Below are 24,416 nucleotides of genomic sequence, written 5' to 3' on the forward strand. Positions count from 1 at the left end.
TCCTAACTGTTCCCGAAAATATCGTGGTACGCCGTTGCCAGACGCAGGGGGTCGTGGATCGGACGGCGGCTCGACGCCCCTACTTTACCCAACACCACCTCGGCACCGAGCATCCCCGCGGCCCGCTTGAACTCCTCAATGTCCGGTACGGACACCGGGTCCGCAAGCACGACGTCGATGCTGAAGTCGGGCGCGTAGTTTCGCAGCACATGCAGGTGGTCGGCAGCGGACATCCCAGACGTTTCCTTGGTATCCGTGGCCAGGTTCATGGTCAGGCACCGCTTGGCCGGGGTGTCCGACAGTGCCTGGCGCATTTCCGGCAGCAGGAGGTGCGGCAGCACGGACGTGTACCAGGAGCCCGGGCCGAGGATGACCCAGTCCGCCAGCTCGATGGCCGTCAGGGCCTCAGTGCAGGCCGGGGCCGACTCCGGCAGGAGCCGGACGCTCTCCAGCGAGCCCGCCACAGCGCATTTGGCCTGGCCCCTGACGGTCTCCAAGGTGAAGCCACCGTCCGGTCCGGGCACCCGGACATCGCCTTCGATGGTCAGCGGCTCACTGGACATGGGAAGGACCTGCCCGCGGGCGCCCAGGAGGGCGCCGGCCCACTTCAGGCCGCCCACGGTATCGCCCAGCAGTTCCCAGAGCGTGACGATCAGCAGGTTGCCCATGGCGTGGTCGTCGAGTGAGCCGCCACGGCCTGCCCCGGGCTGGAAGCGGTGCTGCATAACGTCCCGCCAGGTCCGGCCCCAGTCGGTGTCGTCACACAGTGCGGTGAGCGCCATCCGGAGGTCGCCGGGCGGGAGGACGCCGTACTCCTCGCGCAGGCGCCCGGAAGACCCGCCGTCGTCCGCTACGGTGACGATGGCGGTCAGCTCGGAGGTCAACAATCTCAAGGCGGACAGCGAAGCTGACAGTCCGTGGCCACCGCCGAGGGCGACGACGGACGGACCTTTGTCCAGCTGCGCGCCGCCGGTGCCACTCGCCGGCGGCACAAGGGGCAGCGGCCCGGTAAGCATCCCCATTATTCGCGGCCCAAGTCCCGATGAGTGGTGGTCACGGTGACGCGGGGGTACTGTGCCAGCTTCTTGGACAGTTCCATGGCGACGGCCACCGAACGGTGCTTGCCGCCCGTGCAGCCCACGGCGATGGTGGCATAGTGCTTGTTTTCCCGGCGGTAGCCGTCCAGCACAGGCTCGATGGCCAGCACGTAGCGGTCCACGAAGCTCTTGACCCCTTCGGCTTCGAGGACGTAGTCGCTGACGTCCTTGTCCAGACCGGTGTGCGGGCGCAACTGCGGAACCCAGTGCGGATTCGGGATGAAGCGGGCATCGACCACAAAGTTCGCGTCCACCGGCAGCCCGTACTTGAAGCCGAAGCTCATGACGTTAAGCCGCAGGGCCACCGGACCGGTTTCGCTGAAGAGCTCCGTGATGGCCGTGGCGAGGGCGTGGACGTTGAAGTCGGAGGTGTCCAGCACGATGTCCGCGGAATCGCGCAGTTCATGCAGCAAATCCCGCTCCGCGGCGATTCCGTCGAGGATCCGCCCGCCTTCCTGGAGCGGATGCGGACGGCGGCCCTGCTCGAAGCGGCGCACCAGGACGTCGTCGTTGGCGTCCAGGAACAGGACACGGAACGTGACGCCGCTGGCCTCGAGGGTTTTCAGCGCCGCCCGGATGTCGGCGAAGAGAGCCGTGCTGCGCACATCAACCACCACGGCGAGCTTGGGGATGGACTGCGGGGCGTGGGACACGAGTTCGGCCAGCGTGCCGAGCATCTGCGGTGGCAGGTTCTCAACGACATACCAGCCATGGTCTTCGAGGGCATCCGCGGCGGTGCTGCGCCCCGCCCCGGACATACCCGTCACCACGAGCAGTTCCGCTTCAACGGGCCTGACGGGCGTCATGCCGTCCTGTTCCGCTTCGGATCCTGCCGTTGACTCTGCCATGAGCAATGCCCCATTCCTGCTATGTAATTCGACGCAACCGCGCGTTCCGCTTCAGCTCCTTACCCTAGCTAAGTTTCAATGATTTCGCCGGTCGTCATATTGATTGACGGCCCTTCCGCACCGGAGGCCGCGGCGCCGTTGCTGAAATGGCTGACGATTGCGTCCGCCAGCGAGGGGCCGATGCCCTTGGCCGTCGTTAGTTCGGCCGCGCTGGCGGTCCGGATGCTCTTGACCGAGCCGAACTGTGCGAGCAGCGCCTTGCGCTTGGCCTCGCCCAACCCGGGAACGCTGTCCAGGGCGGAAACCGTCATGGCCTTGCCGCGCTTCTGCCGGTGGAAGGTGATGGCGAAACGGTGGGCTTCGTCGCGGATGCGCTGGAGAAGGTAAAGACCCTCGGACGTCCGCGGCAGGATCACCGAGAAATCACTGTCCGGCAGCCAGACTTCCTCCAGGCGCTTGGCCAGGCCGACGACGTAGACGTCCTCGATGCCGAGTTCCGCCAGGGCGCGCGACGCGGCGTTGACCTGGGGCTTGCCGCCGTCAACCACCACCAGGTTTGGCGGGTAAGCGAACTTCGCGCGGGGTGCCGGCGTGGTGGTGTCCTGCACGGAGGCGGCGGCAATGGCTTCGAGCGCGGCCTGATGCCCGGGCAGCTGTGCCGCTTCCGCCTGCGCCGACTTCTCCTGCAGGTAATTCCGGAAGCGCCGCGTGAGGACGTCGTGCATCGCCGCGGTGTCATCCACGGCTGCGGCGCCGGTGATGGAGAACTTTCGGTAGTCGGACTTCTTGGGAAGACCGTCTTCCACCACCACCATGGACGCCACCACGTTCGTCCCCTGCACGTGGGAGATGTCGAAGCACTCGATGCGGAGCAGCGCCACCGGCAGGTCCAGGGCTTCCTGGAGTTCCTGCAATGCGAGGGACCGGTTGGTCAGGTCGCCGGCACGGCGCGACTTATGGAGTTGCAGGGCGTGCTCGGCGTTTTCCCGGACGGTGGACATGAGCGCTGCTTTGTCCCCGCGGCGCGGAACCCGGACGTCCACCTTGGCGCCGCGCAGGCCGGAGAGCCATTGCGTCAGTTCGGCAGCGTTGCTCGGTTCCTCAGGGACCAGGACTTCCCGGGGCATCCGGCCCTGGCTGTCGCCCTCCTCGCCGTAGACCTGCTGGAGCAGGTGCTCGACGAGGTCCGGAGTGGTGGAATCCTCGACCTTTTCCACCACCCAGCCGCGCTGGCCCCGGACGCGGCCGCCCCGGACATGGAACACCTGGACGGCCGCCTCCAGCTCGTCCTCATGCAGCGCGAACACATCGGCATCGGTGTCCTCGGCCAGGACCACGGCATTGCGTTCGAAGACTTTCCGCAGGGCGATGATGTCGTCCCGGACCCGGGCGGCGCGCTCGTAGTCGAGCTCGGCAACCGCCGCGGCCATGTCCTTCTCCAGCCGTGCGATGAAGCGTTTGGCTTCGCCGCCCATGAACGAACAGAAGTCCTCCGCCAGCGCCCGGTGTTCCTCCGGGGTCACCCGGCCGACACACGGTGCGGAGCATTTGTCGATGTAGCCGAGCAGGCACGGCCGCCCGCTCGCCTGGGCCCGCTTCAGCACGCCGGGACTGCAGCTGCGGACGGGAAAAACGCGCAGCAAGGTGTCCATCGTTTCGCGGATGGCCCCGGCCGTGTACGGGCCAAAGTAACGGGTGCCTTTGCGGCGCTCCCCGCGGAGCACCTGGACCCGCGGGAACTTCTCCCCCATGGTCACCGCAAGGTAGGGGTAGGTTTTGTCGTCCCGGAAGACCACATTGAACCGCGGCTTGAATTCCTTGATCCAGGTGTATTCCAGCTGGAGGGACTCCAGTTCGCTCCCGACGACGGTCCACTCCACGCTGCTGGCCGCGTGGACCATGGCGTATGTCTTGGGCAGCAGGCCCCCGGGGTTGGCGAAGTACGAATTCAGCCGGGACCGCAGGCTCTTGGCCTTGCCGACGTAAATGACGCGGCCGTGCGGATCCCGGAATCGGTACACGCCGGGGTTGGTGGGAATTTCACCCGTTTGGGGTCGGTAACTAGCTGGATCTGCCACGATTCAAGTCTACTGAGGATGCAGGGGCGTCCCCGACGCTACTCCGTTGCCTTGCTCTGGTTGTAGCTGGTGGAGCGCTCCTGGCCGCTGAGCTCGGCGATGGCGTCCATGATCCGGTCCGTGACTTGGCGCCGGGCAGGCAGTGAGTGGTCGGGGCCTGTCTTTTCGAAGTACAGCGGCTCGCCCACCTTCATGGTGAAGTGCTGCGGCTTCACGCCGTTCTGGCCCGCCGGCTGGAGGTTTTCGGTACCGATGAGGCCGACGGGAATCACCGGGGCACCGGTGGTCAGCGCAAGCCAGCCGACGCCGGTGCGGCCGCGGTACAGGATCCCGTCCCGGGAGCGGGTTCCCTCGGGATAGATCCCGATTCCCTTGCCTGCCTCGAGGATGTCAAGCAGTGTCTTGAGGGCGGCGACGCTGGCCGCCTGCTCGCCGCGTTCCACGGGAATGGAGCCCACGGATTCGAAGAAGGACTTCATGACCTTCCCCTTCACACCGCCCGTGGTGAAGTATTCGGCCTTGGCGAAGAACGCCACCGGGCGGGGCATCAGTGCCTGCACAATCACGCTGTCCAGGAACGACAGGTGGTTGGGGGCGACGATGAAAGGCCCGTCCTTGGGGACGTTCTCCAAGCCGATGACCGTCGGCCGGCAGGTTCCGGAGATCAGCGTGCGGGTGGTCCAGCGGATCGCATCAAACAACGCCATCGTCGTGCACCTCACTCATGGCTGCGTTCCGGATGGCGTCCATGTTGTCAATTGCTGCCGCGAGGCCTTTGGTGGAGTCCACGATTGCGACGGCGCCGGCCTCGTGGAGCTCGCCGTGGGGAGCAAATCCCCAGCTGACGCCGATGCAGTCAAGGCCGTTGGCCATGGCCCCGGCCACGTCCTGGGCGCGGTCCCCCACCATCACGGCGTGCTGTGTGCGCAGGTCGGACAGGGCAGCTGCCACAATTTCGGTTTTGCCAAGCGGGGCGGTGACGCCGGCGGCCTCATCGGCGGCTGACCCGCGGATGAACCGGAAGGAGGCAGCGATGCCGTGGTGCTCGAGCACAATCTTTGCGAGCCCTTCCGGCTTCTGTGTCGCCACGGCAATGGGCCGACCGGAGGAGGCGTAACCTTCAACGAGTTCCCGGATGCCGGGGTACAGCCGGCTCTGGGCGATGCCGGTTTCAAGGTAGTAGGCCCGGTAGACGCGGATGACCTCGGCAAGATGCTCGGGCGGAACGCCGGCGATATTCAGGAGGGAGTCACTGAGTTTCGGACCGATCATCGCGTCCAGTTGGGCCGGGGCCGGGACCCTGATGCCGAGTTGGGTAAGGGCCGCGGAGATTCCGCCCGTTATTCCCCCCGCCGGATCGACAAGAGTGCCGTCCAGGTCGAAGATCACGGGCACTGTTGAAAGGGTCACCGGCTTAGTTTCTCACGAGGACGCGAATGGCTGAAACTCGCATTCCCGGACAGGAATACTTCTTCCCGCCGGATCAGCAAGCTCCAGCCATTCGGTGTGCCGGGGTCCGGGCTAGGCCAGGATCTCCGCCAGGAACGTTGCAGTGTAGCTCTTGGTTGACTTCGCGACCTGTTCCGGGGTGCCTGTTGCGATGATCTGGCCGCCGCCGGAACCGCCGTCGGGCCCAAGATCCACGATCCAGTCCGCGCTCTTGATGACGTCGAGGTTGTGTTCGATGGTGATCACGGTGTTGCCCTTGTCCACCAGCCCCTGCAGGACCATGAGCAGCTTGCGGATGTCCTCGAAGTGCAGGCCGGTGGTGGGTTCGTCCAGGACGTAGATGCTCCGACCGTTGGACCGTTTCTGGAGTTCCGCGGCCAGCTTCACGCGCTGCGCCTCGCCGCCGGACAGCGTGGTGGCAGGCTGCCCCAGCCGCACATAGCCCAGCCCGACGTCGACGAGCGTGCGCAGGTGGCGCGCAATCGGCGAGAAGGCGGCAAAGAACTCAGCGCCTTCCTCGATGGGCATGTTGAGCACGTCCGCGATGGTCTTGCCCTTGTAGTGGACTTCCAGGGTTTCCCGGTTGTACCGCGCACCGTGGCAGACCTCGCAGGGCACGTAGACGTCCGGCAGGAAGTTCATCTCGATCTTCAGCGTGCCGTCGCCGGAACATGCTTCGCAGCGCCCGCCTTTGACGTTGAACGAGAACCGGCCGGGCTGGTAGCCGCGAACCTTGGCCTCGGTGGTCTCGGCGAAGAGCTTCCGGATGTTGTCGAACACGCCGGTGTAGGTGGCCGGGTTGGACCGCGGCGTCCGGCCGATGGGGCTCTGGTCGACGTGAACCACCTTGTCCAGATGCTCGAGGCCCTGGATCAATTTGTGCCGGCCGGCCACCTGCTTGGCGCCGTTGAGCTTGTTGGCCAGCACTTTGTAGAGAATTTCGTTGACCAGGGTGGACTTGCCCGAGCCGCTGACGCCGGTCACAGCCGTCAGCAGTCCCAGCGGGAAGGCGGCGTCCACGTTGACGAGGTTGTTTTCCCGGGCGCCGATGACCTTCAGTTCGCGCTTCTTGTCGTACTTGCGCCGCTTCTTGGGGATCTCGATCTTCTTCCGGCCGGAGAGGTAGTCGCCGGTCAGCGATTCGGTGTTTTCCAGGAGTTCCTTGTAGGACCCGGAGTGCACCACCTGGCCACCGTGCTCGCCGGCGCCCGGTCCGATGTCCACAACCCAGTCAGCTTCCTGGATGGTGTCTTCGTCGTGCTCCACCACAATGAGGGTGTTGCCGAGGTCCCGCAGGCGGGTGAGCGTTTCGATCAGCCGGCGGTTATCTCGCTGGTGCAGGCCGATGGAGGGTTCGTCGAGGACGTAGAGGACGCCGACCAGGCCGGAACCGATCTGCGTTGCCAGCCGGATGCGCTGTGCTTCGCCGCCGGACAGGGTGCCGGAGGGACGCTCCAGGTTCAGGTACTCCAGGCCGACGTCGAGGAGGAAGGTGAGGCGGGCCTGGATTTCCTTGAGGACCTGGTGGGCGATCTGGGCCTCGCGGCCGGTGAGTACCAGGGTGTCCAGGAAGTGGGCGCATTCACGCATCGGCATCGCTGCCACTTCGGCGATGGACTTGCCGTTGATCAGCACGGAGAGCGAGGCCGGGTTCAGGCGGGCGCCGTTGCAGGCGGGGCAGGGAATCTGCCGCATGTACTCTTCGTACCGGTCCCTGGCCGAGTCTGAATCGGTCTCCAGGTGCTTGCGGTGGACGTACTGGACGACGCCCTCGAAGCCGGTGCTGTACTTGCGCTCCCGGCCGAAGCGGTTGCGGTATTGCACCACCACCTTATGGTCCTTGCCGTGCAGCACGGTCTGCCGGATGTCGTTGGGAAGCTTCTGCCACGCCGTCTTCATCGAGAAGTCGAGTTCCTTCGCGAGCCCGGACAGCAGCCTGTTCCAGTACTCGCTGGTGGCCGTACCAAGCGACCAGGGAGCGATGGCGCCCTCGTCGAGGGAGAGTTCCGGGTTCGGGATGATGAGTTCCTCATCCACTTCCAGCTTGGTGCCGATGCCGCTGCAGGCGGAACAGGCGCCGAATGGGTTGTTGAACGAGAACGAGCGGGGCTCGATTTCGTCGATGGCGAGGGGGTGCTCGTTGGGGCAGGCCAGGTGCTCGGAGAATGCCCGGATCCGTTCTGCATCATCCGCTTCGAGGTCGACGAATTCGGCGAGCACGCGGCCTTCAGCCAGTCCAAGGGCGGTTTCGACCGAGTCGGTCAGGCGCTGGCTGATGCCTTCCTTGACCACGAGCCGGTCCACCACCACTTCGATGGTGTGTTTGAACTGCTTGCCGAGCTTGGGGGGATCGCTCAACTGGATGAGGTCCCCGTCCACGCGCGCACGCGAATAGCCCTTGGCCGTCAGTTCCTTGAAGAGGTCGACGAATTCGCCCTTGCGCCCGCGGACGACGGGAGCGAGAACCTGGAAGCGTGTGCCGGCCGGCAGTTCAAGCAGTTGGTCCACGATCTGCTGCGGCGTCTGCTTCGCTACCGGTTCGCCGCAGATGGGGCAGTGCGGACGGCCCACGCGGGCCCAGAGCAGGCGCATGTAGTCATAGATCTCGGTGATGGTGCCCACGGTGGACCGGGGGTTCTTGCTGGTGGACTTCTGGTCGATGGAAACGGCCGGGGACAAACCCTCAATGAAGTCCACATCCGGCTTGTCCACCTGTCCCAGGAACTGGCGGGCGTACGCGGACAGCGATTCCACGTAGCGGCGCTGGCCCTCCGCGAAAATCGTGTCGAACGCCAGGGATGATTTTCCGGACCCGGACAGTCCGGTGAAAACGATCATGGAGTCCCGCGGCAGGTCCAGGTCCACGTTGCGCAGATTGTGCTCCCGTGCCCCCTTCACCACAAGGCGGGAAAGGTCCGGGCGCGCCGGTTTCCCTTGGTTTAGGGGTACGACAGCGGAGCGGGCATCAACGGCTGGTTCTTCAGCTACGGCTTTAGGCACCCACTAATGCTAATCGAAAACTTCTTCGAATTTCCATGCCGGCCCCTATTCGGCGTCGTAGGCCGCCGCCAGCAGCTGTACTGCCTCCGCAAAGCTTGCGCCCTGGGCCTTTGCCGCCGTGGCGAAATCAGCAGCAGCCGCAGTCAGCGAGGTCCATGCTTCGTCCCTGGCGCAGACGGTGGTTCCGTGCCGGCCGCGGGTGGCAACAATCCCGGCCGCTTCCAGCTCCTTGTAGGCGCGGGCCACGGTGTGCGGGGCGACGCCCAGAGCGGTGGCAAGGGCGCGCACTGCGGGCAGGCGCGTGCCGGGGGCCAGGGCACCGCTGTCCGCCCGCTCGATGATGTTCAGCCGCAGCTGTTCAAAGAGCGGAACCGAACTGGCCTGGTTCGGCTTCCAGGTCCCCGGAAACTCATTTACGCCGCTCACTGTCCGGACTCCCCTGCGCGCAAGGCATCAGCCCTACCCGAGAACTGGGCATCGTAAAGCCTGCTGTAGTGCCCGTTGGCTGCCAGCAGCTGTTGGTGGTTCCCGTGTTCGACGATTCGTCCGTGGTCCATGACGAGAATTAGATCAGCGTCCCGCACCGTGGACAAACGGTGGGCAATCACAAAGCTCGTCCTGCCCCGCCGCAGCCGCTGCATCGCCTGCCGGATCTGCACTTCAGTGCGCGTGTCCACAGAACTTGTCGCCTCATCCAGGATGAGGATGCTGCGGCCGGCGAGCTGGGCCCTCGCGATGGTGATCAGCTGCCGCTGCCCCTGGCTGAGGGAATCGCCGTCGTTGCCCAATTGTGTGCCGTAGCCGTCAGGGAGGGCGCGCACGAAGTGGTCCACGTGCGTGGCTTCGGCGGCGGAGAAAATGTCGGTGTCGCTGGCGCCGGGCCGCCCGTACTCGATGTTCTCCCTGATGGAGCCGGTGAACACCCAGGCGTCCTGCAGCACCATGCCGATCATGGAACGCAGCTCGTCCCGGCCGCGCCCTGCGATATCCACGCCGTCGACCGTGATCCGGCCGGAATCGAGCTCGTAGAACCGCATGAGCAGGTTCACCATGGTGGTTTTACCGGCCCCGGTGTGCCCGACGATGGCCACGGTCTGCCCGGGCTCAGCGGTAAAGGACAGTTCCCTGACCACGGGCGGACCGCCGTTGTACCCGAACGTCACGGCGTCGAACACCACCCGGCCGCCGGTAGCTGCCGCCACCTCAGCGCCCGCCGGCTCCCCGCCGGCCAACTCCTTCCCGGCCTGCTCCGTGCCGGCCTGCTCCGTGCCGTCACGGGGAATTTCCGCGGCATCCAGGAGGGCGAACACACGTTCAGCCGACGCGAGGCAGGACTGCATCAGGGTCAGCATGCCGCCAATCTGCCCGATCGGCTGGCTAAAGAGCCTGCTGAACTGGATGAAGGCCTGGACCCCGCCGATGGTCATGGCACCGGCGGTGACCTGTAGCGCGCCGACCACGGCCACGGCAATGTAGTTGACGTTGGACACGAAAACCAGGAGCGGCTGGACGGCGCCGGAAACATACTGGGCGCGCGCGCTGGTCCGGGAGAGCCTGTCGTTGCTGGTGGCGAACACCTCGGTGGCCATGCCCTGCCGGCCGAAGGCCTTGAGGACCTCATGGCCCGTAATGTACTCCTCAAGGTGTGCGTTGAGTTCGCCGGTGGTGCTCCACTGCTCCGAAAAGTGCGCCTGGGACTTCCGGGCGACGAGGACAGTGACCACCGTCGAAAACGGCACGGTCACCAGGGCAATGACCGCCAGGAGTGGGGAGAGCCACAGCATCATGCCGAGCGCGCCGAGCAGCATGAGCACCGACAGGATCAGCTGGTTCAGCAGCTGGTTCAGTGCCTGGGAGATGTTGTCGACGTCGTTGGTGGCCCGGCTGAGGACGTCCCCTCGCCGTTGCTCGTCGAAATGCGCGGACGGCAGCCGGTGCAGCTTGTCCTCCACGGAGGCCCGCAGCCGGTAGCTCACGTGTTGTACGGCGGTGGCGGTGACAGCTCCCTGTACCCAGCTGAAGAGTGAAGCGGCGATGTACATCACCGCCACGAGCAGAAGCAGGGCGGCAAGTTCCTGTTCGTTGAAGGTCCCTCCAAAAACACCTTCAACCACGACGTCGGTTGCGTCGCCCAGCAGTTTGGGGGCCGACACGTTGAGCGCCACAAACGCGCAGGTCGCCGCAACGGCGCCGAGCATCCTCCACCTGACCGGGCGCAGCAGTCCCAGAAGGCGCCTGCTGGTGGCCCAGGCGGCACCCGGGGCGGCGACCGCCGTCGTCGTTGAGGTCATACCCTGCCTCCGAGCGCAAGCTGCGAGGCGGCAATCTCCTGGTAGACCGTCGACGTACGCATCAGTTCGCTGTGCGTGCCCTGGGCGACGAGCCTGCCGTTGTCCAGCACCAGGATGAGGCCGGCGTCGAGGATCGTCGCGATGCGTTCGGCCACGATGATCACCGTGGAGCGGCGAGTGAGCGGGCTAAGGGCCTCGCGGAGGCGGGCGTCCGTTGCATGGTCCAGCGCTGAGAGGCTGTCGTCAAAAAGGTACACCGGGGCGTCGCGGAGCAGTGCGCGGGCGATGCACAGCCGCTGGCGCTGGCCGCCGGAAAAATTCGTGCCGCCCTGGCTCACCGGGGTGTGGAGACCGTGGGGCAGGTCGCGCACAAAGTCCTCCGCCTGGGCGGTGCGGAGCGCGCGGAGGAGGTCGTCGTCGCTGGCGTCAGGCGCCGCAATCCGCAGGTTCTCGGCAACAGTACCGGAGAAGAGGTAGGCGCGCTGGGGCACCAGCGACAGGCTGTTCCGCAGGAAATGAAGCGGAAGTGATTTCACGTTGTGGCCGCCGATCAGGACCTCCCCCGACGTGGCGTCCAGGAAGCGGGGCAGCAGGTTGAGCAGGGTCGACTTTCCGCTGCCCGTCGAACCGATGATGGCGGTGAACGTGCCCGGCGACGCGGTGAAGCTGATGCGGTCCAGGACCGGCGCCTCCGCCCCCGGGTAGGCAAAGGTGACGTCGCGGAATTCCACGGTTCCGCCTGCGGTGCGCTGTGCGTGCGGCAACCCGGCCCGCGAGATCGCCGGATCGGCGATGGCGGGGCGCGTGTCCAGCACCGCCTGGATCCGTTCCGCGCAGGCCGCCGCGCGGGGAGCCGTCATCAGGACGTACATCGCCATCATGATGGCGATGAGGATCTGCAGGATGTAGGCGATGAAGGCCGTCAGCGCGCCAAGCTTCATGTCGCCTGCCTGGATTCTGTGGCCGCCGAACCACACCACCGCCACCGATGACAGGTTCACCACGATCATGATCAGCGGCAGCATCCCGGCCACCAGCAGGGCGGACTGCAGGTTGTTGCGGGTCAGCTCACGGTTGACGACGGCGAACCGGCGCGCTTCGTGCGCCTGGCGGACGAACGCCCGGATGACATTGGCCCCGATGATCTGCTCCCGCAGCACCCTGCTGATGCGGTCGATCAGGATCTGGCCTTCCCTGTAGAGGGGCACGAGCCGGCGCACGACCAGGTACATGATGACCACCAGCACGGGCACGATTGCCACCACGATGCCGGAGAGGACCACATCCTGGTTCAGGGCCAGGACGATGCCGCCGATGCCCATGGCGGGAGCGGCCACAAGCATGGTGAAGACCAGCACGGCCAGCCCCTGGATCTGCTGGACGTCGTTGGTGGCCCGTGTCACCAGGCTGGGCACGCCGAATGACCCCACCTCCTGGGAGGACAGGGACTGGACCTTCGCGAAGAGCTCCTGGCGCAGCTGGCGGCCAAGCTTCATGGCCACGTTGGCGCTGTAGTAGCCGGCCGCGAGTGCCGTGGCAACCTGGACGGCGGCAATTCCTGCCATCCATCCGCCCAGCCGAAGGATGAGGTCCGTGTTCCCCATGACGATTCCGTCGTCGATGATGGCGGCATTGAGGGTGGGCAGGAGGAGGTTGGCCGTGGTCTGCAGGAGTTGCAGGACCACGATGGCCAGGACCGCCGGCTTATGCGCGGCGAGCAGCCGCATCATCATGCCTGCGAGCATCCGACCTCCCTCCGCCGCGACGGCATGGTCAGCCCCGTTTCCGCGCGACTGCGAAAATCCTCCGGAACGGAAAGACGGTGCCGTGCGCAGTAGCAGGGTAGGCGCCGTTGAGCAGCGCCGAATACTCCGCTTCGAAGTCCGCAGCGTCCGCCTGCGGGAGCGCTGACAGCACAGGCCGCAGGCCGGCTCCCCTGACCCACTGCAGGACCGGATCCGGTCCGTGCAGAACCTGCTGGTAGGTGGTTTCCCAAGCATCCGCGTCACAGCCTGCGTCGAGCATGATGTTGAGGTATTCGGCGGGTTCAGCGACGGCGTCATCGTGCCGCAGGACGCCGTCGAGGGCCTCCTTCCAGCGGCCGGACTCTGCAAGGTGCCGCATCAGCACATGCGACGGGGAACCGAAATTCCCCGGAACCTGCAGGGCGAACCAGGCGCCGGGCCTGAGGGCCTCCAGCCAGCTGGCCAGCAGGGCCGGGTGGCCGGGGACCCACTGCAGGGCCGCATTGGTCACCACAACGTCTGTACGGTCTGACGGCATCCACCGGGCGATGTCCGTCAGTGCGAAGGAGAGGTTGGCCGACCGCGCGGCGTGGGTTTCCGCCTTCTGCAGCATTTCGCCGGACGAGTCGATCCCCAGCACTTCGGCGCCGGGCCAGCGCTCCGCGAGGGTCGCCGTGAGATTGCCGGGCCCGCAGCCGAGGTCCACCACATGGCGCGGATGGTCCGCGTGGATACGCGCGGTCAGGTCAAAATATGGCCGGTCGCGGTGGTTTCCGAACTCCACATACTTAGCGGGATCCCATTTCAAGGACGTCCTCCAATGACTCGAGCAGTTGCCGTCAGGCCGAGCCTAGTCCGGGCCGGCCCCGCGACCAAGGACGAACCACCCCTTGGCTCCGGGCACTAAGCTTGAAAGCAATGAAACTCGTTGAGCAGCTCCCTGTCCCGGCCGAACGTACCTCCAGCGGGGCGGACCACGATCCGGATGAGCTCTACACCCGTTTCGTTGAGTGGACGCAAAGCCGCGGGCTGTCCCTCTACGCCGCACAGGACGAGGCCATCATGGAACTCGCCTCCGGGGACAACGTCATTCTGGCCACTCCAACGGGGTCCGGCAAGTCCCTGGTGGCCATTGCCGCGCACTTCCAAGCCATGGCCCGGGGGGACCGAAGCTACTACACGGCACCCATCAAGGCCCTCGTATCGGAGAAATTCTTCGCCCTGTGCGAGATCTTCGGTGCCGAAAACGTAGGAATGATTACCGGCGACTCCGGCGTCAACCAGGACGCACCAATCATCTGCTGCACCGCCGAAATCCTGGCCAACATCGCCCTCAGGGAAGGCGCCGGGGCGGACCTTGGCGCGGTGATCATGGACGAGTTCCACTTCTACTCCGACCCGCAGCGCGGCTGGGCCTGGCAGGTGCCGCTGCTGGAACTTCCGCAGGCGCAGTTCCTGCTGATGTCCGCGACCCTGGGCGACGTCAGCCGCTTTGAGGCCGGCCTCACCGATCTGACGGGACGCCCGACGACGACCGTCAGTTCCGCTGAACGCCCGATCCCGCTGCACTACTACTACGAGCAGACGCCTGTCCACGAGACCCTCGAGGAGCTGCTCGCCACCAAGCAGGTCCCCGTCTATGTGGTCCACTTCAGCCAGCTTGAGGCAATCGACCGGGCGCAGAACCTGATGAGCATCAACGTCTGCACCCGCGAGGAGAAGGACAAGATCGCCGAGTTGATTGCCGGCTTCCGCTTTGCGGCAGGCTTCGGCAAGACCCTCAACCGGCTGGTCCGCCACGGCATCGGCGTTCACCATGCCGGCATGCTGCCGAAGTACCGGCGGCTGGTGGAGCAGCTGGCACAGGCCGGCCTGCTCAAGGTCATCTGCGGCACCGACACGCTGGGCGTGGGCATCAACGTGCCCATCCGCACGGTACTGCTCACCGCCCTCAGCAAGTACGACGGCGTCCGTACCCGGCTGCTGAACTCACGCGAGTTCCACCAGATCGCCGGCCGCGCAGGGCGGGCCGGGTACGACACCGCCGGCACCGTGGTGGTGCAGGCCCCCGAACATGTGACCGAGAACGTCAAGGCGATGGCCAAGGCCACCGCCAAGTTCGGCGACGACCAGAAGAAGCTCCGCCAGGTGGTGAAGCGGAAGCCGCCCGAGGGCTTCGTGTCGTGGGGCGAACCCACCTATAACCGGTTGGTGGGCTCCGTCCCCGATCCGCTGACCTCCAGCTTCACCGTGACGCACGCCATGCTGATGAACCTGATGGAGCGGCCCGGCGACCCCTTCAAGGCTGCCCGCCGGCTGCTCACGGACAACCACGAACCCCGCACTTCGCAGCTGCAGCTGATGAAGAAGGCCCTGGGCATTTACCGGGAACTCCTGGCCGCAGGCGTTGTGGAGCGGATCCCGCCCGAGGAACAAGGCCCGGACGGCAGGACCGTCAGGCTCACTGTCCACCTGCAGGCCAACTTCGCGCTGAACCAGCCGCTCTCCCCGTTTGCACTGGCAGCGCTGGAACTTCTTGACCCGGAGTCGCCGTCGTACGCCCTGGACGTGGTGTCCGTCATCGAATCCACGCTGGAAAAGCCCCGGCAGATCCTGTCGGCCCAGCAGAAGAAGGCCCGCGGCGAAGCCATCGCCGCCATGAAGGCCGACGGCATTGAGTATGACCAGCGCATGGCCATGCTGGAGGACGTCACCTACCCCCAGCCGCTGGCGGAAATCCTGGGCGAGGCCTTCGATGTCTACCGCAAGGCTGCGCCCTGGATCGGCGACTTCGAGCTTGCCCCCAAGTCCGTGGTCCGGGACATGTACGAGCGGGCCATGAACTTCGGCGAATTCGTTCAGTTCTACGGCCTGGCGCGCTCCGAGGGCATTGTGCTGCGGTACCTCGCCGACGGTTTTAAGGCGCTCCGCCAGACGGTCCCGCAGGATTCCCTCCGGGAAGACCTTGAGGACCTGATCGCCTGGCTGGGTGAGCTGGTCCGGCAAGTCGACTCCAGCCTGCTGGATGAATGGGAGGAGCTAACCTCCGGAGCCGCACCGACCCCGCACGACGCTCCCCCGCCGCCGCCGCCGTCCCTGACGTCCAACATCAGGGCGTTCCGGGTGATGGTCCGGAACGAAATGTTCCGGCGCGTGGAACTTTTCGCCGATGAAGCGGCCACGGAACTCGGCGAGCTCGACGGTGGCACCGGCTGGGATGCTGACCGCTGGGAAGATGTCCTGGACGACTACTTCGACGAACACAATGACATCGGCACCGGACCGGACGCCCGTGGCCCGGGCCTGCTGATCATCACCGAAGAGCCCGGCATGTGGAAAGTCCGGCAGATTTTCGACGACCCCGCCAGCAACCACGACTGGGGAATCTCCGCAGAGGTGGACCTGGCGGCGTCGGACGAAACCGGCACGGCCGTGGTCCGGGTGACCGACGTCAACAGGCTTTGACCGGGCTTCCGTCCTCAGCCCAGGGCAGCGCCCATTGTGTCTGCCCATAGCCGTTGTCCCGCGGAATTCGGGTGCACATTGTCCGTGAGTAGTCCCGGCAGGCCCCCGCGTGCGCGGAACGCTGCGTTGACGTCAATGGCCGGATAGCCGGCACCCGGCGCCCAATCCCGAAGTGCAGCAACGCTGCCGGCTGTATGCTCCTCCCACGTCCCCAGCGACGGGTTCTGCAGCACAATCGCTGCGGGAACCCGTGCGGACCATTTGGCGTCAGCGGCCGCCAGCAGTTCCGCCGCACCCTTGTCCGCCCGGTCCGGGGCCGGGTTGTGCCCGAAGTTGAGCACGGTGAGCGAAGGTTTTGAAGGCTGGATGCGGTCCAGGTGCTCAAGCGGATAGGCATAGCTGGCGCCTGAACGGGAACCGTTCCAGACGGTGATAGGGCGGTCCGGGCCCGGGTACACGGTCGGCTGCGGTTTCCAGTCATCGGTGGCCCCGTCCCAGAAGTGCAGTGTCACGGTTCCGCGCTTCGACAGGTCCCGCGCCCATAAGTCAACCCATTCGCCCGGTTCGTCGCCCGTGGAGTCCCCCAGGACGCTGATGATCAGCGGGTCACGACTGCGGACTATGGCGCGCAGGTCCCCGGCTGTCACGGCGCCTTCAGGAGCGGCAGCAGGCGGGTCCGCGGCGGACACCGATGACTTCCCGGCCGGGGACACCGGTGCGGAACGGGCGTCCATCAACTGCAGCAGCGTTATGCCGGCAAGCGCGGCCAATCCAACTGCCAACACGGCGATGAGGAGGCCTATCCCCCGGGTGCGCCGCCGCTTCTGGTCGTTCATTACTCCCCGCCGGTCGGTCGTTGTTCGGAGACCGCCCGGATCCCACGGCGTCGAGCAGCAGGGCGGCGGAATTCAGTAGAGTGGACATCAAGCCCGAGTTTCAAGACACCCTCCAGCAGGGAGAGACGAGAACCCCATCATGAGTGTAATCCGGCCAGCCACCGTAGAAGACGTTCCCGTCATCCTGCAGATGATCCACGAACTGGCCATCTACGAAAAAGAGCCCCACGCGGTCCGGAACACCCCGCAAATGCTGACGGACGTGCTGTTCGACGAGAACCCCCGGGTCTACGCCACGATGGCCGAAAACGCGGCGGGCGAGGTCCAGGGATTCGCCCTCTGGTTCCTCAACTACTCGACGTGGGAAGGTGTCCACGGCATCTACCTCGAGGATCTCTACGTGACTCCGGCAGCCCGCGGCGAGGGCCACGGCAAGGCTCTGCTGCAGCACCTGGCGGCCACCGCCGTCGAACGCGGTTATGCGCGCGTGGAGTGGAGCGTACTGGACTGGAACGAACCGTCCATCAATTTCTACAAGAAGCTGGGTGCATTCCCCATGGAGGAGTGGTCCACCTTCCGGCTGACCGGGGAGGCCCTGGAGGCCTTCGGCGCTGCCCGCGAGGCACACGTCCGTGGCTGACCTGCCCGTGACCGGGCTCGCCGCAGTGGCAATGCTGGAGGCCACGGCCGGCCTTGCCAAGACCGTTCCACACTCCATCAGGGCACGGCATAAGTACCGCGGGATGCGCACGGCCGAACACTATTTCGAGGTGCCCCTGGACCACTTCAATGGCGGCGCCGGGACGATCACCGTGTTTGCGCGCGAGTACGTCTCCACGGACCACAGCGAGGAGGAGGCCACCCAGCTGCCTTGGCTGCTGTACCTGCAGGGAGGCCCCGGCGGACGGGGCAACCGGCTCGCCGCCCTCGGCGGCTGGACCAAAGCCGCCGCCCGGGACTTCCGCATCCTGATGCTGGACCAGCGCGGTACCGGGCTGTCCACTCCCATCGACCGCAACACGCTCCCGCTGCGCGGAACCGAGATGGAGCAGCTGGGCTATCTGACGCATTTCCGGGCAGACTCGATCGTCGCGGACGCCGAGGCCATCAGGCATGCCCTGGGATCCGGCCCGTGGTCCATCTACGGGCAGAGCTATGGCGGCTTCTGCGCGCTCAGCTACCTTTCCTTCGCCCCGGAGGGCCTGCGTGAGGCACTCATCACCGGCGGGCTCGCGCCGCTGGAGGGCCCCGCGGACAGGGTGTACCAGGCCACCTTCCGCCGGGTCGCCGCCCGCAACGCCGAATACTTCGCCTCCTATCCCGAGGACCGCGCCGCGGTCAGCAGGATTGCCCGGCACCTGCGCGGGACAGATGAGTACCTGCCCGACGGCGGGCGGCTCACCGTTGAGCGGTTCCAAATGGTGGGGTCGTTCCTGGGCGGCAACACCAGGGTGGACACACTGCACCATCTGCTCGAGGACGCCTTCGTGGAAACGCCCGGCGGCGAACGCCTGTCGGATGCGTTCCTGGAACAGGTCCGCGGCATTGTCTCGCGTGCCGCCAACCCTCTGTATGCCCTCATGCACGAATCCATCTACGGCCAGGGCGGGGCGACGGACTGGGCAGCACAGCGGGTGCTTCAGGACTTCCCGGAGTTCAGCCCAGATGCCGCCGAGCCACTCCTGACCGGCGAGATGGTCTACCCCTGGTACTTCGAACAGGACGCAGCGCTCCGCCCGCTGCGGAACGTTGCCGGGCTCCTGGCCGGGAAGCCCGACTGGAAGCCCCTGTACGACCCGGAACGGCTGGCGTCGAACAGCGTGCCCGTGGCCGCCGCGGTGTACAGCGAGGACATCTACGTTGACCGGGATCTGTCCTTGGAAACGGCCTCGGCCGTGCGCGGGCTCCAGGTCTGGGAAACCTCGGACTTCCACCATGACGGGATCGCAGACGACGGTGAAGGCATCTTCTCGCGGTTGCTGGGAATGGTGCGCTCAGTCCGCCCCTGAGCGGCCGCCGGCCGAAGCCCGCCACGGTCACCGTTGCAACCAGCACGGCGAATCCCAGGACAATGGTCTGCCTGCGTCCGGGCTGCGGGGCCGGCAGCCCCGGCCGGGGAACCGCCTGCTGAACGCAGACAACCCCGGCCAACGATGTGGCCGGGGTTGTCTGGAGCGTGCTTGAAGCGGTGGGGTGCCTACTCCGCTTCGCTCATGCTCTTGCGTGAGTCCTCTTCGAGACGGGCATCCACCTTCGCCTGGGCCGCTTTCGAGCTCAGCAGGCTGGCGATGACGGCGACGATGATGGTGCCCACGATGACAGCCAGGGACACGAACGTGGGGATCTCGGGAGCCCATTCGATGTGGTGGCCGCCGTTGATGAACGGGAGCTCGTTGACGTGCATTGCGTGGAGTACCAGCTTGACGCCAATGAACGCCAGGATGAAGGACAGTGCGTGCTTCAGGTAGATCAGGCGGTTCATCAGCCCGCCCAGCAGGAAGTACAGCTGGCGCAGGCCCATGAGGGCGAAAAGGTTCGCCGTGAAGACAATGAACGGGCTCTGCGTCAGGCCGAAGATCGCCGGAATGGAGTCAACGGCGAAGAGCAGGTCGGTCAGGCCGATGGTGACGAAGACGATCAGCATCGGGGTGAAGACCTTCTTGCCGTCCACCACGGTGCGCAGCTTGCCGCCGTCGAACTTCTCCGACATGGGGATCACCTTGCGGAGCTTGGCGATCAGCGGGTTTTCCTTGTCCTCTTCGTCTTCGCCCTCGTCCTGGGCCTGCTTCCAGGCGGTCCAGAGCAGGAAGGCGCCGAAGATGTAGAAGACCCAGCTGAACTGCTCGATCACGATGGCGCCGAGCAGGATGAAGATGCCGCGCAGGATCAGCGCGATGATGATGCCCACCATCAGCACTTCCTGCTGATACTTACGGGGCACCGAGAAGCGCGCCATGATGATGATGAAGACAAACAGGTTGTCGATGCTCAGGCTGTATTCCGTCACCCAGCCGGCAACGAACTGCCCGCCGAACTCCGGGCCGGTGAACGCGAACATCGCGCCGGCGAACACCAGGGCCAGAGTGACGTAGAACGCCACCCACAGGCCGGCTTCCTTCATGGAAGGTTCGTGGGGACGCCGGATAACCAGAAGAAGGTCGATGGCGAGGATCAGGCCGAGGACGACAAAGGAGCCGATCTCGAACCACACGGGCAAATCGAGCACAGGATGGCCTTTCGCAGGGTACGGAACAGTGGTGTAAGTCTCTCCGGCCAGCCTGTGCACTTTGTGCTGAATTGGCAGCCCGCTACGCCCGGCACGGCATCAGTGCCGTGCGTGTTGACGATCGTAGCGCTTGGGATACTCCCCTACGTGACATCAACCTTACCTTAGGCGTGGCCAGCAGCCTGCATCTGGCGCAGTTCCTTCTTCAGGTCTCCCACTTCGTCGCGCAGCCGGGCAGCCAGTTCAAACTGCAGTTCGCCGGCTGCGGCGTGCATTTGTTCGGTCAGTTGTTCGATGAGGCCCACGAGGTCCTCCGCCGGTGCGGCCGCAAGGCCGTCCGCCCGCACGGTGGACGCGCCCTTGCCCTTGCCGCGCGTCTTTCCCGCCGTGGCGAGCAGTTCGCGGGTGTCCGCGTCCTCCTTGGCCAACTGGTCCGTAATGTCCGCGATCTTCTTCCGCAGGGGCTGCGGGTCGACACCGTTCTCCGTGTTGTACGCCACCTGAATTGCGCGGCGCCTGTTTGTTTCGTCGATGGCGTGCGCCATTGAGTCGGTGATGCGGTCCGCGTACATGTGAACCTGCCCGGAGACGTTACGGGCGGCGCGGCCGATGGTCTGGATCAGCGAGGTGGACGAACGGAGGAAGCCCTCCTTGTCCGCATCCAGGATGCTGACCAGGGACACCTCCGGCAGGTCGAGGCCTTCGCGGAGCAGGTTGATGCCCACCAGGACGTCGAAGGTGCCCATCCGCAGTTCACGAAGCAGTTCCACGCGGCGGAGGGTGTCCACGTCCGAGTGCAGGTACTCCACTTTGACGCCGTGGCCCAGCAAATAGTCGGTGAGGTCCTCGGCCATCCTCTTGGTGAGGGTGGTGACCAGGATGCGTTCGTTCTTCGCTGTCCGGGTGCGGATCTCGCCCAGCAGGTCATCGATCTGGCCCTTGGTGGGTTTGACCACGATCTCGGGATCGATCAGGCCGGTGGGACGGATGATCTGCTGCACGAAGCCGTCCGCCTTGCCGAGTTCGTATTTGCCGGGAGTGGCGGACAGGTAGACGGTCTGGCCCACGCGCTCAAGGAATTCATCCCATTTGAGAGGTCGGTTATCCATGGCCGAGGGCAGGCGGAAGCCGAAATCCACGAGATTCCGCTTGCGGGACATGTCGCCCTCGTACATGGCGCCGATCTGCGGCACGGTGACGTGGGATTCGTCGATGACGAGCAGGAAGTCGTCCGGGAAGTAGTCGATGAGGCAGTGCGGGGCGGTTCCGCGGGCGCGTCCGTCAATGTGCGACGAGTAGTTTTCGATGCCGTTGCAGAAGCCCATCTGCTGCATCATCTCAAGGTCGTAGGTGGTGCGCATCCGGAGCCGCTGGGCCTCCACGAGTTTGTTCTGGCTTTCCAGCACCTGGAGCCGTTCGGCGAGTTCGTCCTCGATCCGCTTGATGGCCCGGGCCATCCGCTCGGGCCCGGCCACATAGTGCGAGGCGGGGAAGACATACATTTCCTCTTCGTCCCGGATCACCTCGCCGGTCAGCGGGTGCAGGGTATGGATGTTCTCGATCTCATCCCCGAAAAATTCGATCCGGATGGCCAGTTCCTCATACATCGGGATGATTTCCACGGTGTCGCCGCGGACCCGGAATGTGCCGCGGTGGAAGTCCATGTCGTTGCGCGCGTACTGCATGGCGACGAATTTCCGGAGGAGATCGTCGCGGTTCATCTCCGCCCCCTTACGGAGGGTGACCATGCCGGCAATGTATTCCTCCGGCGTGCCCAGGCCGTAGATGCAGGACACCGTGGCAACGACGATGACGTCGCGGCGGGTCAGCAGGGCGTTGGTGGCGGAGTGGCGGAGCCGTTCGACTTCCTCGTTGATGGAGGAGTCCTTCTCGATGAAGGTGTCAGTCTGCGCAACGTATGCCTCGGGCTGGTAGTAGTCGTAGTACGACACGAAGTACTCCACCGCGTTGTTGGGCAGCAGTTCGCGGAACTCGTTGGCCAGCTGCGCGGCCAGGGTCTTGTTCTGCACCATCACCAGGGTGGGCCGCTGGATCTGTTCAATCAGCCAGGCGGTGGTGGCGCTTTTTCCTGTACCGGTGGCTCCGAGCAGGACTACGTCCTTTTCACCATTCTTGATCCGTTCAGTCAGATCGGCGATGGCGGCCGGCTGGTCGCCGGCCGGCTTGAACTCGCTGATGACCTCGAAGGGCGCCACGACACGGTTGATTTCCTGGGCAAGGCTCATGAATATAATCTACCGCCGGGCACTGACATCGTGGCCCCATTCAGCTTTGGGCGGTACCGGCGGCACTTTCGGCAGCAGTTCCGGCGTCAGTTCCGGCGGCAGTTCCGGCGTCAGTTCCGGCGGCAGTGACTGCCGCATAGGGCGGAGGGCGCCAGCCGGTCCGCTGCACCCATGCATCCATCCGGACGGCGGCATACTCGGTGAACCACGCCTCCTTGTCCGCGGCGTAGCCCGCCGTCGACTTGTCCACGCTGTGGAGGGCGGCGACCCTGCGCTTCTCCGCGAGATAGTCTCTCCGCGCTTCCGCGTCATCGCGCAGCCAGTCCCGGAAGCACAGGGCGAACCGACACCCGGGTGATCCCGCGGGCCGGACGTGCAGGTTCACCGGCCGGCCTGGGTCGGCGTTCGCGTGCAGGCGCTTGGCCCAGTCGGCCGGGTCGGGGTGCGAGGGTTTCGGATTGTCCGCGAGCACACCGGGCCACAGCGGGTACCCGGCTGCGGCCAGCAGCGGCGCGATCCGGTCCGCCATCGCCAGGTCCGCAACAATCAGTTGGAGGTCGATGATGTCCTTGGCATCGAGTCCCGGAACGGCGGTGGATCCGATGTGGTCCACGGCAAGGATGCCTGCCGGGGCCGCCGCCTCAAGGCGGGCGGCCAGCCGGGCTGCCTGGGCCTCCCACGTCGGGTCGGCAGGGACCAGTACGGGCCCGCCCTTGCGGGGTGCCGCCCGTTCATGGCTGATGTTATTCGCATAGGGTGCCAGCCGGCGCCTCCACAGGGCGTCCACCGACTCCCTCAGTTCCTGCACGGTGCCGGAGTTGTCCAGCACCACGTCCGCCGCGGCGAGGCGGACGTCCCGCGCAGCCTGTGCCGCCATCCTGGACAGAGCCTGCTCTTCGGTCATCTTCCGGTGCTGCACCATGCGCTGCACCCGCACATCGTCCGGGGCGTCCACCACCAGCACCAGGTGAAAACTGCTGCCCTGGCCGGTTTCCACCAGCAGTGGAATGTCCTGGACGACGACGGCGCCAACGGGGGCGGCGGCGATCACCGCCGCCGCCCGCTCCCGGACGAGGGGATGAACGATGCCGTTGAGGGCCGTGAGCCTGTCGGGGTCGCCGAACACCAGGGCGCCAAGCTTCGCCCGGTCGAGCCCGCCGTCGGCTCCCAGCATTTCCTCCCCGAAGGCCTCCACCACCTGCGCAAGGCCGGCGGTGCCCGGCTCCACGACTTCACGGGCGAGTGCGTCGGCATCGACCAGCACAGCCCCCAACTCCCGCAAACGCGATGCGACAACTGACTTCCCCGAGGCGATGCCGCCCGTCAACCCGATCTTCAGCACCCCACCAGACTAGTACCCTGCCCCACTGACCTCGCTTCGCTCGCCCAGGAGGAACCCTGACGGCGTGGGCCCATGCCCGGACTAGACTTGGGCGGTGCAAGAGCAAGAAAGCAGGGTCACTGCCTACACCACCCTTGCCGCCGGGCCGGACTTCCGCCACGAGCTGGAGGTCAAGCGGTCACGGTTCATCACCGTGATCCGGCGTACCGGGGACGAGGACGGCGCGAGGGCGCTGGTGGCCGGACTGCGCAAGGAATTCCACGACGCCCGGCACCACTGCTCAGCCTTCATCCTGGGTCCGGACCGTGACATCCAGCGTTCCAGCGACGATGGCGAACCGTCCGGAACCGCAGGCATCCCGATGCTGGAAGCACTCATCCGGCGGGAGACAACGCCCGGGGTGACGGACCTCAGCGACATCAGCGCCGTCGTCGTCCGCTATTTCGGCGGGATCCTCCTCGGAGCCGGCGGACTGGTGCGTGCGTATTCGGAATCGGTGTCCTCCGCGCTGGACCTCGCCCCGCTGGTCCGGCGCAGCCGGCTGCGGATCTGCTCCGTTGAGGTGCCGCATTCGGCGGCCGGAAGGCTGGAAAACGACCTCCGTGCAGCCGGCTACGTGATGGCGGAAACCGGTTACGGGGCGCAAAACACTCTCCTACGGATAGCCCTGGCGGACCAGGCTGATGAACTTGCCCGGGCAGCCGAACGGCTCGCTGCCATGACGGCAGGAAGCGCTGTCCTCGTGCCGGGGAAGACGGAGTGGATTGATGTCGCCCACTGACCACACCTTACG

Annotated in this window: 18 protein-coding genes; 4 read left to right on the forward strand and 14 right to left on the reverse strand. The window is 65.8% G+C overall.

Annotation, left to right across the window (positions count from 1 at the left end):
- Nucleotides 1-2: 2 nt before the first annotated feature.
- From AC1DRE_RS00845 to AC1DRE_RS00890, 10 genes are all read right to left on the reverse strand, one after another.
- A complete protein-coding gene (locus AC1DRE_RS00845) occupies nucleotides 3-1,022 on the reverse strand; it encodes a gluconeogenesis factor YvcK family protein (RefSeq protein ID WP_476982911.1) in 1,020 nt (339 codons plus the stop codon).
- Nucleotides 1,022-1,945 (reverse strand): RNase adapter RapZ, encoded by a 924-nt coding sequence (gene rapZ, locus AC1DRE_RS00850; RefSeq protein ID WP_476982912.1) that lies wholly within the window; start codon nucleotides 1,943-1,945, stop codon nucleotides 1,022-1,024. Before rapZ ends, AC1DRE_RS00845 begins: the two co-directional genes overlap by 1 nt.
- Before the next feature lie 68 nt (nucleotides 1,946-2,013).
- Nucleotides 2,014-4,023 (reverse strand): excinuclease ABC subunit UvrC, encoded by a 2,010-nt coding sequence (uvrC, locus tag AC1DRE_RS00855; RefSeq protein ID WP_476982913.1) that lies wholly within the window; start codon nucleotides 4,021-4,023, stop codon nucleotides 2,014-2,016.
- Nucleotides 4,024-4,061: 38 nt separating this feature from the next.
- A complete protein-coding gene (locus AC1DRE_RS00860) occupies nucleotides 4,062-4,730 on the reverse strand; it encodes a lysophospholipid acyltransferase family protein (RefSeq protein ID WP_476982914.1) in 669 nt (222 codons plus the stop codon).
- Nucleotides 4,717-5,433 (reverse strand): HAD hydrolase-like protein, encoded by a 717-nt coding sequence (locus AC1DRE_RS00865; RefSeq protein WP_476982915.1) that lies wholly within the window; start codon nucleotides 5,431-5,433, stop codon nucleotides 4,717-4,719. The genes AC1DRE_RS00860 and AC1DRE_RS00865 overlap by 14 nt, the downstream gene beginning before the upstream one ends.
- A 111-nt stretch (nucleotides 5,434-5,544) precedes the next feature.
- The gene (uvrA, locus tag AC1DRE_RS00870) at nucleotides 5,545-8,472 is read right to left on the reverse strand and encodes an excinuclease ABC subunit UvrA (RefSeq protein ID WP_476982916.1); all 2,928 of its coding nucleotides are present in this window, start codon (nucleotides 8,470-8,472) and stop codon (nucleotides 5,545-5,547) included.
- Between the two features lie 45 nt (nucleotides 8,473-8,517).
- A complete protein-coding gene (locus tag AC1DRE_RS00875) occupies nucleotides 8,518-8,898 on the reverse strand; it encodes a GntR family transcriptional regulator (protein ID WP_476982917.1) in 381 nt (126 codons plus the stop codon).
- Nucleotides 8,895-10,763 carry an ABC transporter ATP-binding protein gene (locus AC1DRE_RS00880; RefSeq protein WP_476982918.1) on the reverse strand — a complete coding sequence of 623 codons (1,869 nt, stop codon included), beginning with the start codon at nucleotides 10,761-10,763 and terminating at the stop codon, nucleotides 8,895-8,897. Before AC1DRE_RS00880 ends, AC1DRE_RS00875 begins: the two co-directional genes overlap by 4 nt.
- Entirely contained in the window at nucleotides 10,760-12,508 is a 1,749-nt protein-coding gene (locus tag AC1DRE_RS00885) for an ABC transporter ATP-binding protein (RefSeq protein WP_476982919.1), read from the reverse strand. The genes AC1DRE_RS00880 and AC1DRE_RS00885 overlap by 4 nt, the downstream gene beginning before the upstream one ends.
- A gap of 28 nt (nucleotides 12,509-12,536) precedes the next feature.
- Complete coding sequence (locus AC1DRE_RS00890) at nucleotides 12,537-13,316, reverse strand: trans-aconitate 2-methyltransferase (protein WP_476982920.1); 780 nt, start codon at nucleotides 13,314-13,316, stop codon at nucleotides 12,537-12,539.
- Nucleotides 13,317-13,426: 110 nt separating this feature from the next.
- Here AC1DRE_RS00890 and AC1DRE_RS00895 point away from each other — a divergent pair, with 110 nt between their 5' ends.
- Nucleotides 13,427-15,973 carry a DEAD/DEAH box helicase gene (locus AC1DRE_RS00895; protein WP_476982921.1) on the forward strand — a complete coding sequence of 849 codons (2,547 nt, stop codon included), beginning with the start codon at nucleotides 13,427-13,429 and terminating at the stop codon, nucleotides 15,971-15,973.
- Between the two features lie 14 nt (nucleotides 15,974-15,987).
- Here the strand turns inward: AC1DRE_RS00895 and AC1DRE_RS00900 are convergent, their stop codons facing one another.
- Nucleotides 15,988-16,809, reverse strand: a complete 822-nt coding sequence (locus AC1DRE_RS00900) for an SGNH/GDSL hydrolase family protein (RefSeq protein WP_476982922.1) — start codon at nucleotides 16,807-16,809, stop codon at nucleotides 15,988-15,990.
- 139 nt (nucleotides 16,810-16,948) lie between these two features.
- On the opposite strand from AC1DRE_RS00900, the gene AC1DRE_RS00905 reads away from it, so the two are divergent.
- The gene (locus AC1DRE_RS00905) at nucleotides 16,949-17,449 is read left to right on the forward strand and encodes an N-acetyltransferase family protein (RefSeq protein WP_476982923.1); all 501 of its coding nucleotides are present in this window, start codon (nucleotides 16,949-16,951) and stop codon (nucleotides 17,447-17,449) included.
- A 31-nt stretch (nucleotides 17,450-17,480) separates the two neighbouring features.
- Entirely contained in the window at nucleotides 17,481-18,818 is a 1,338-nt protein-coding gene (locus AC1DRE_RS00910; protein ID WP_476983322.1) for an alpha/beta fold hydrolase, read from the forward strand.
- Between the two features lie 188 nt (nucleotides 18,819-19,006).
- Here the strand turns inward: AC1DRE_RS00910 and AC1DRE_RS00915 are convergent, their stop codons facing one another.
- The 3 genes from AC1DRE_RS00915 to coaE all read right to left on the reverse strand — a co-directional run bounded on the left by AC1DRE_RS00915 (nucleotide 19,007) and on the right by coaE (nucleotide 23,623).
- Nucleotides 19,007-20,035 carry a TerC family protein gene (locus AC1DRE_RS00915; RefSeq protein ID WP_476982924.1) on the reverse strand — a complete coding sequence of 343 codons (1,029 nt, stop codon included), beginning with the start codon at nucleotides 20,033-20,035 and terminating at the stop codon, nucleotides 19,007-19,009.
- A 164-nt stretch (nucleotides 20,036-20,199) separates the two neighbouring features.
- On the reverse strand, nucleotides 20,200-22,281 hold the full coding sequence (uvrB, locus tag AC1DRE_RS00920; protein WP_364121552.1) for an excinuclease ABC subunit UvrB: 2,082 nt from the start codon (nucleotides 22,279-22,281) through the stop codon (nucleotides 20,200-20,202).
- 40 nt (nucleotides 22,282-22,321) lie between these two features.
- Nucleotides 22,322-23,623, reverse strand: coding sequence for a dephospho-CoA kinase (coaE, locus tag AC1DRE_RS00925; RefSeq protein WP_476982925.1), 1,302 nt, complete (start codon nucleotides 23,621-23,623; stop codon nucleotides 22,322-22,324).
- Between the two features lie 94 nt (nucleotides 23,624-23,717).
- Between coaE and AC1DRE_RS00930 the strand changes: the two genes are divergently transcribed.
- A complete protein-coding gene (locus AC1DRE_RS00930) occupies nucleotides 23,718-24,404 on the forward strand; it encodes an IMPACT family protein (RefSeq protein WP_476982926.1) in 687 nt (228 codons plus the stop codon).
- Nucleotides 24,405-24,416: the final 12 nt, after the last annotated feature.

It is taken from the genome of Arthrobacter sp. P4_H3, assembly GCF_056400885.1.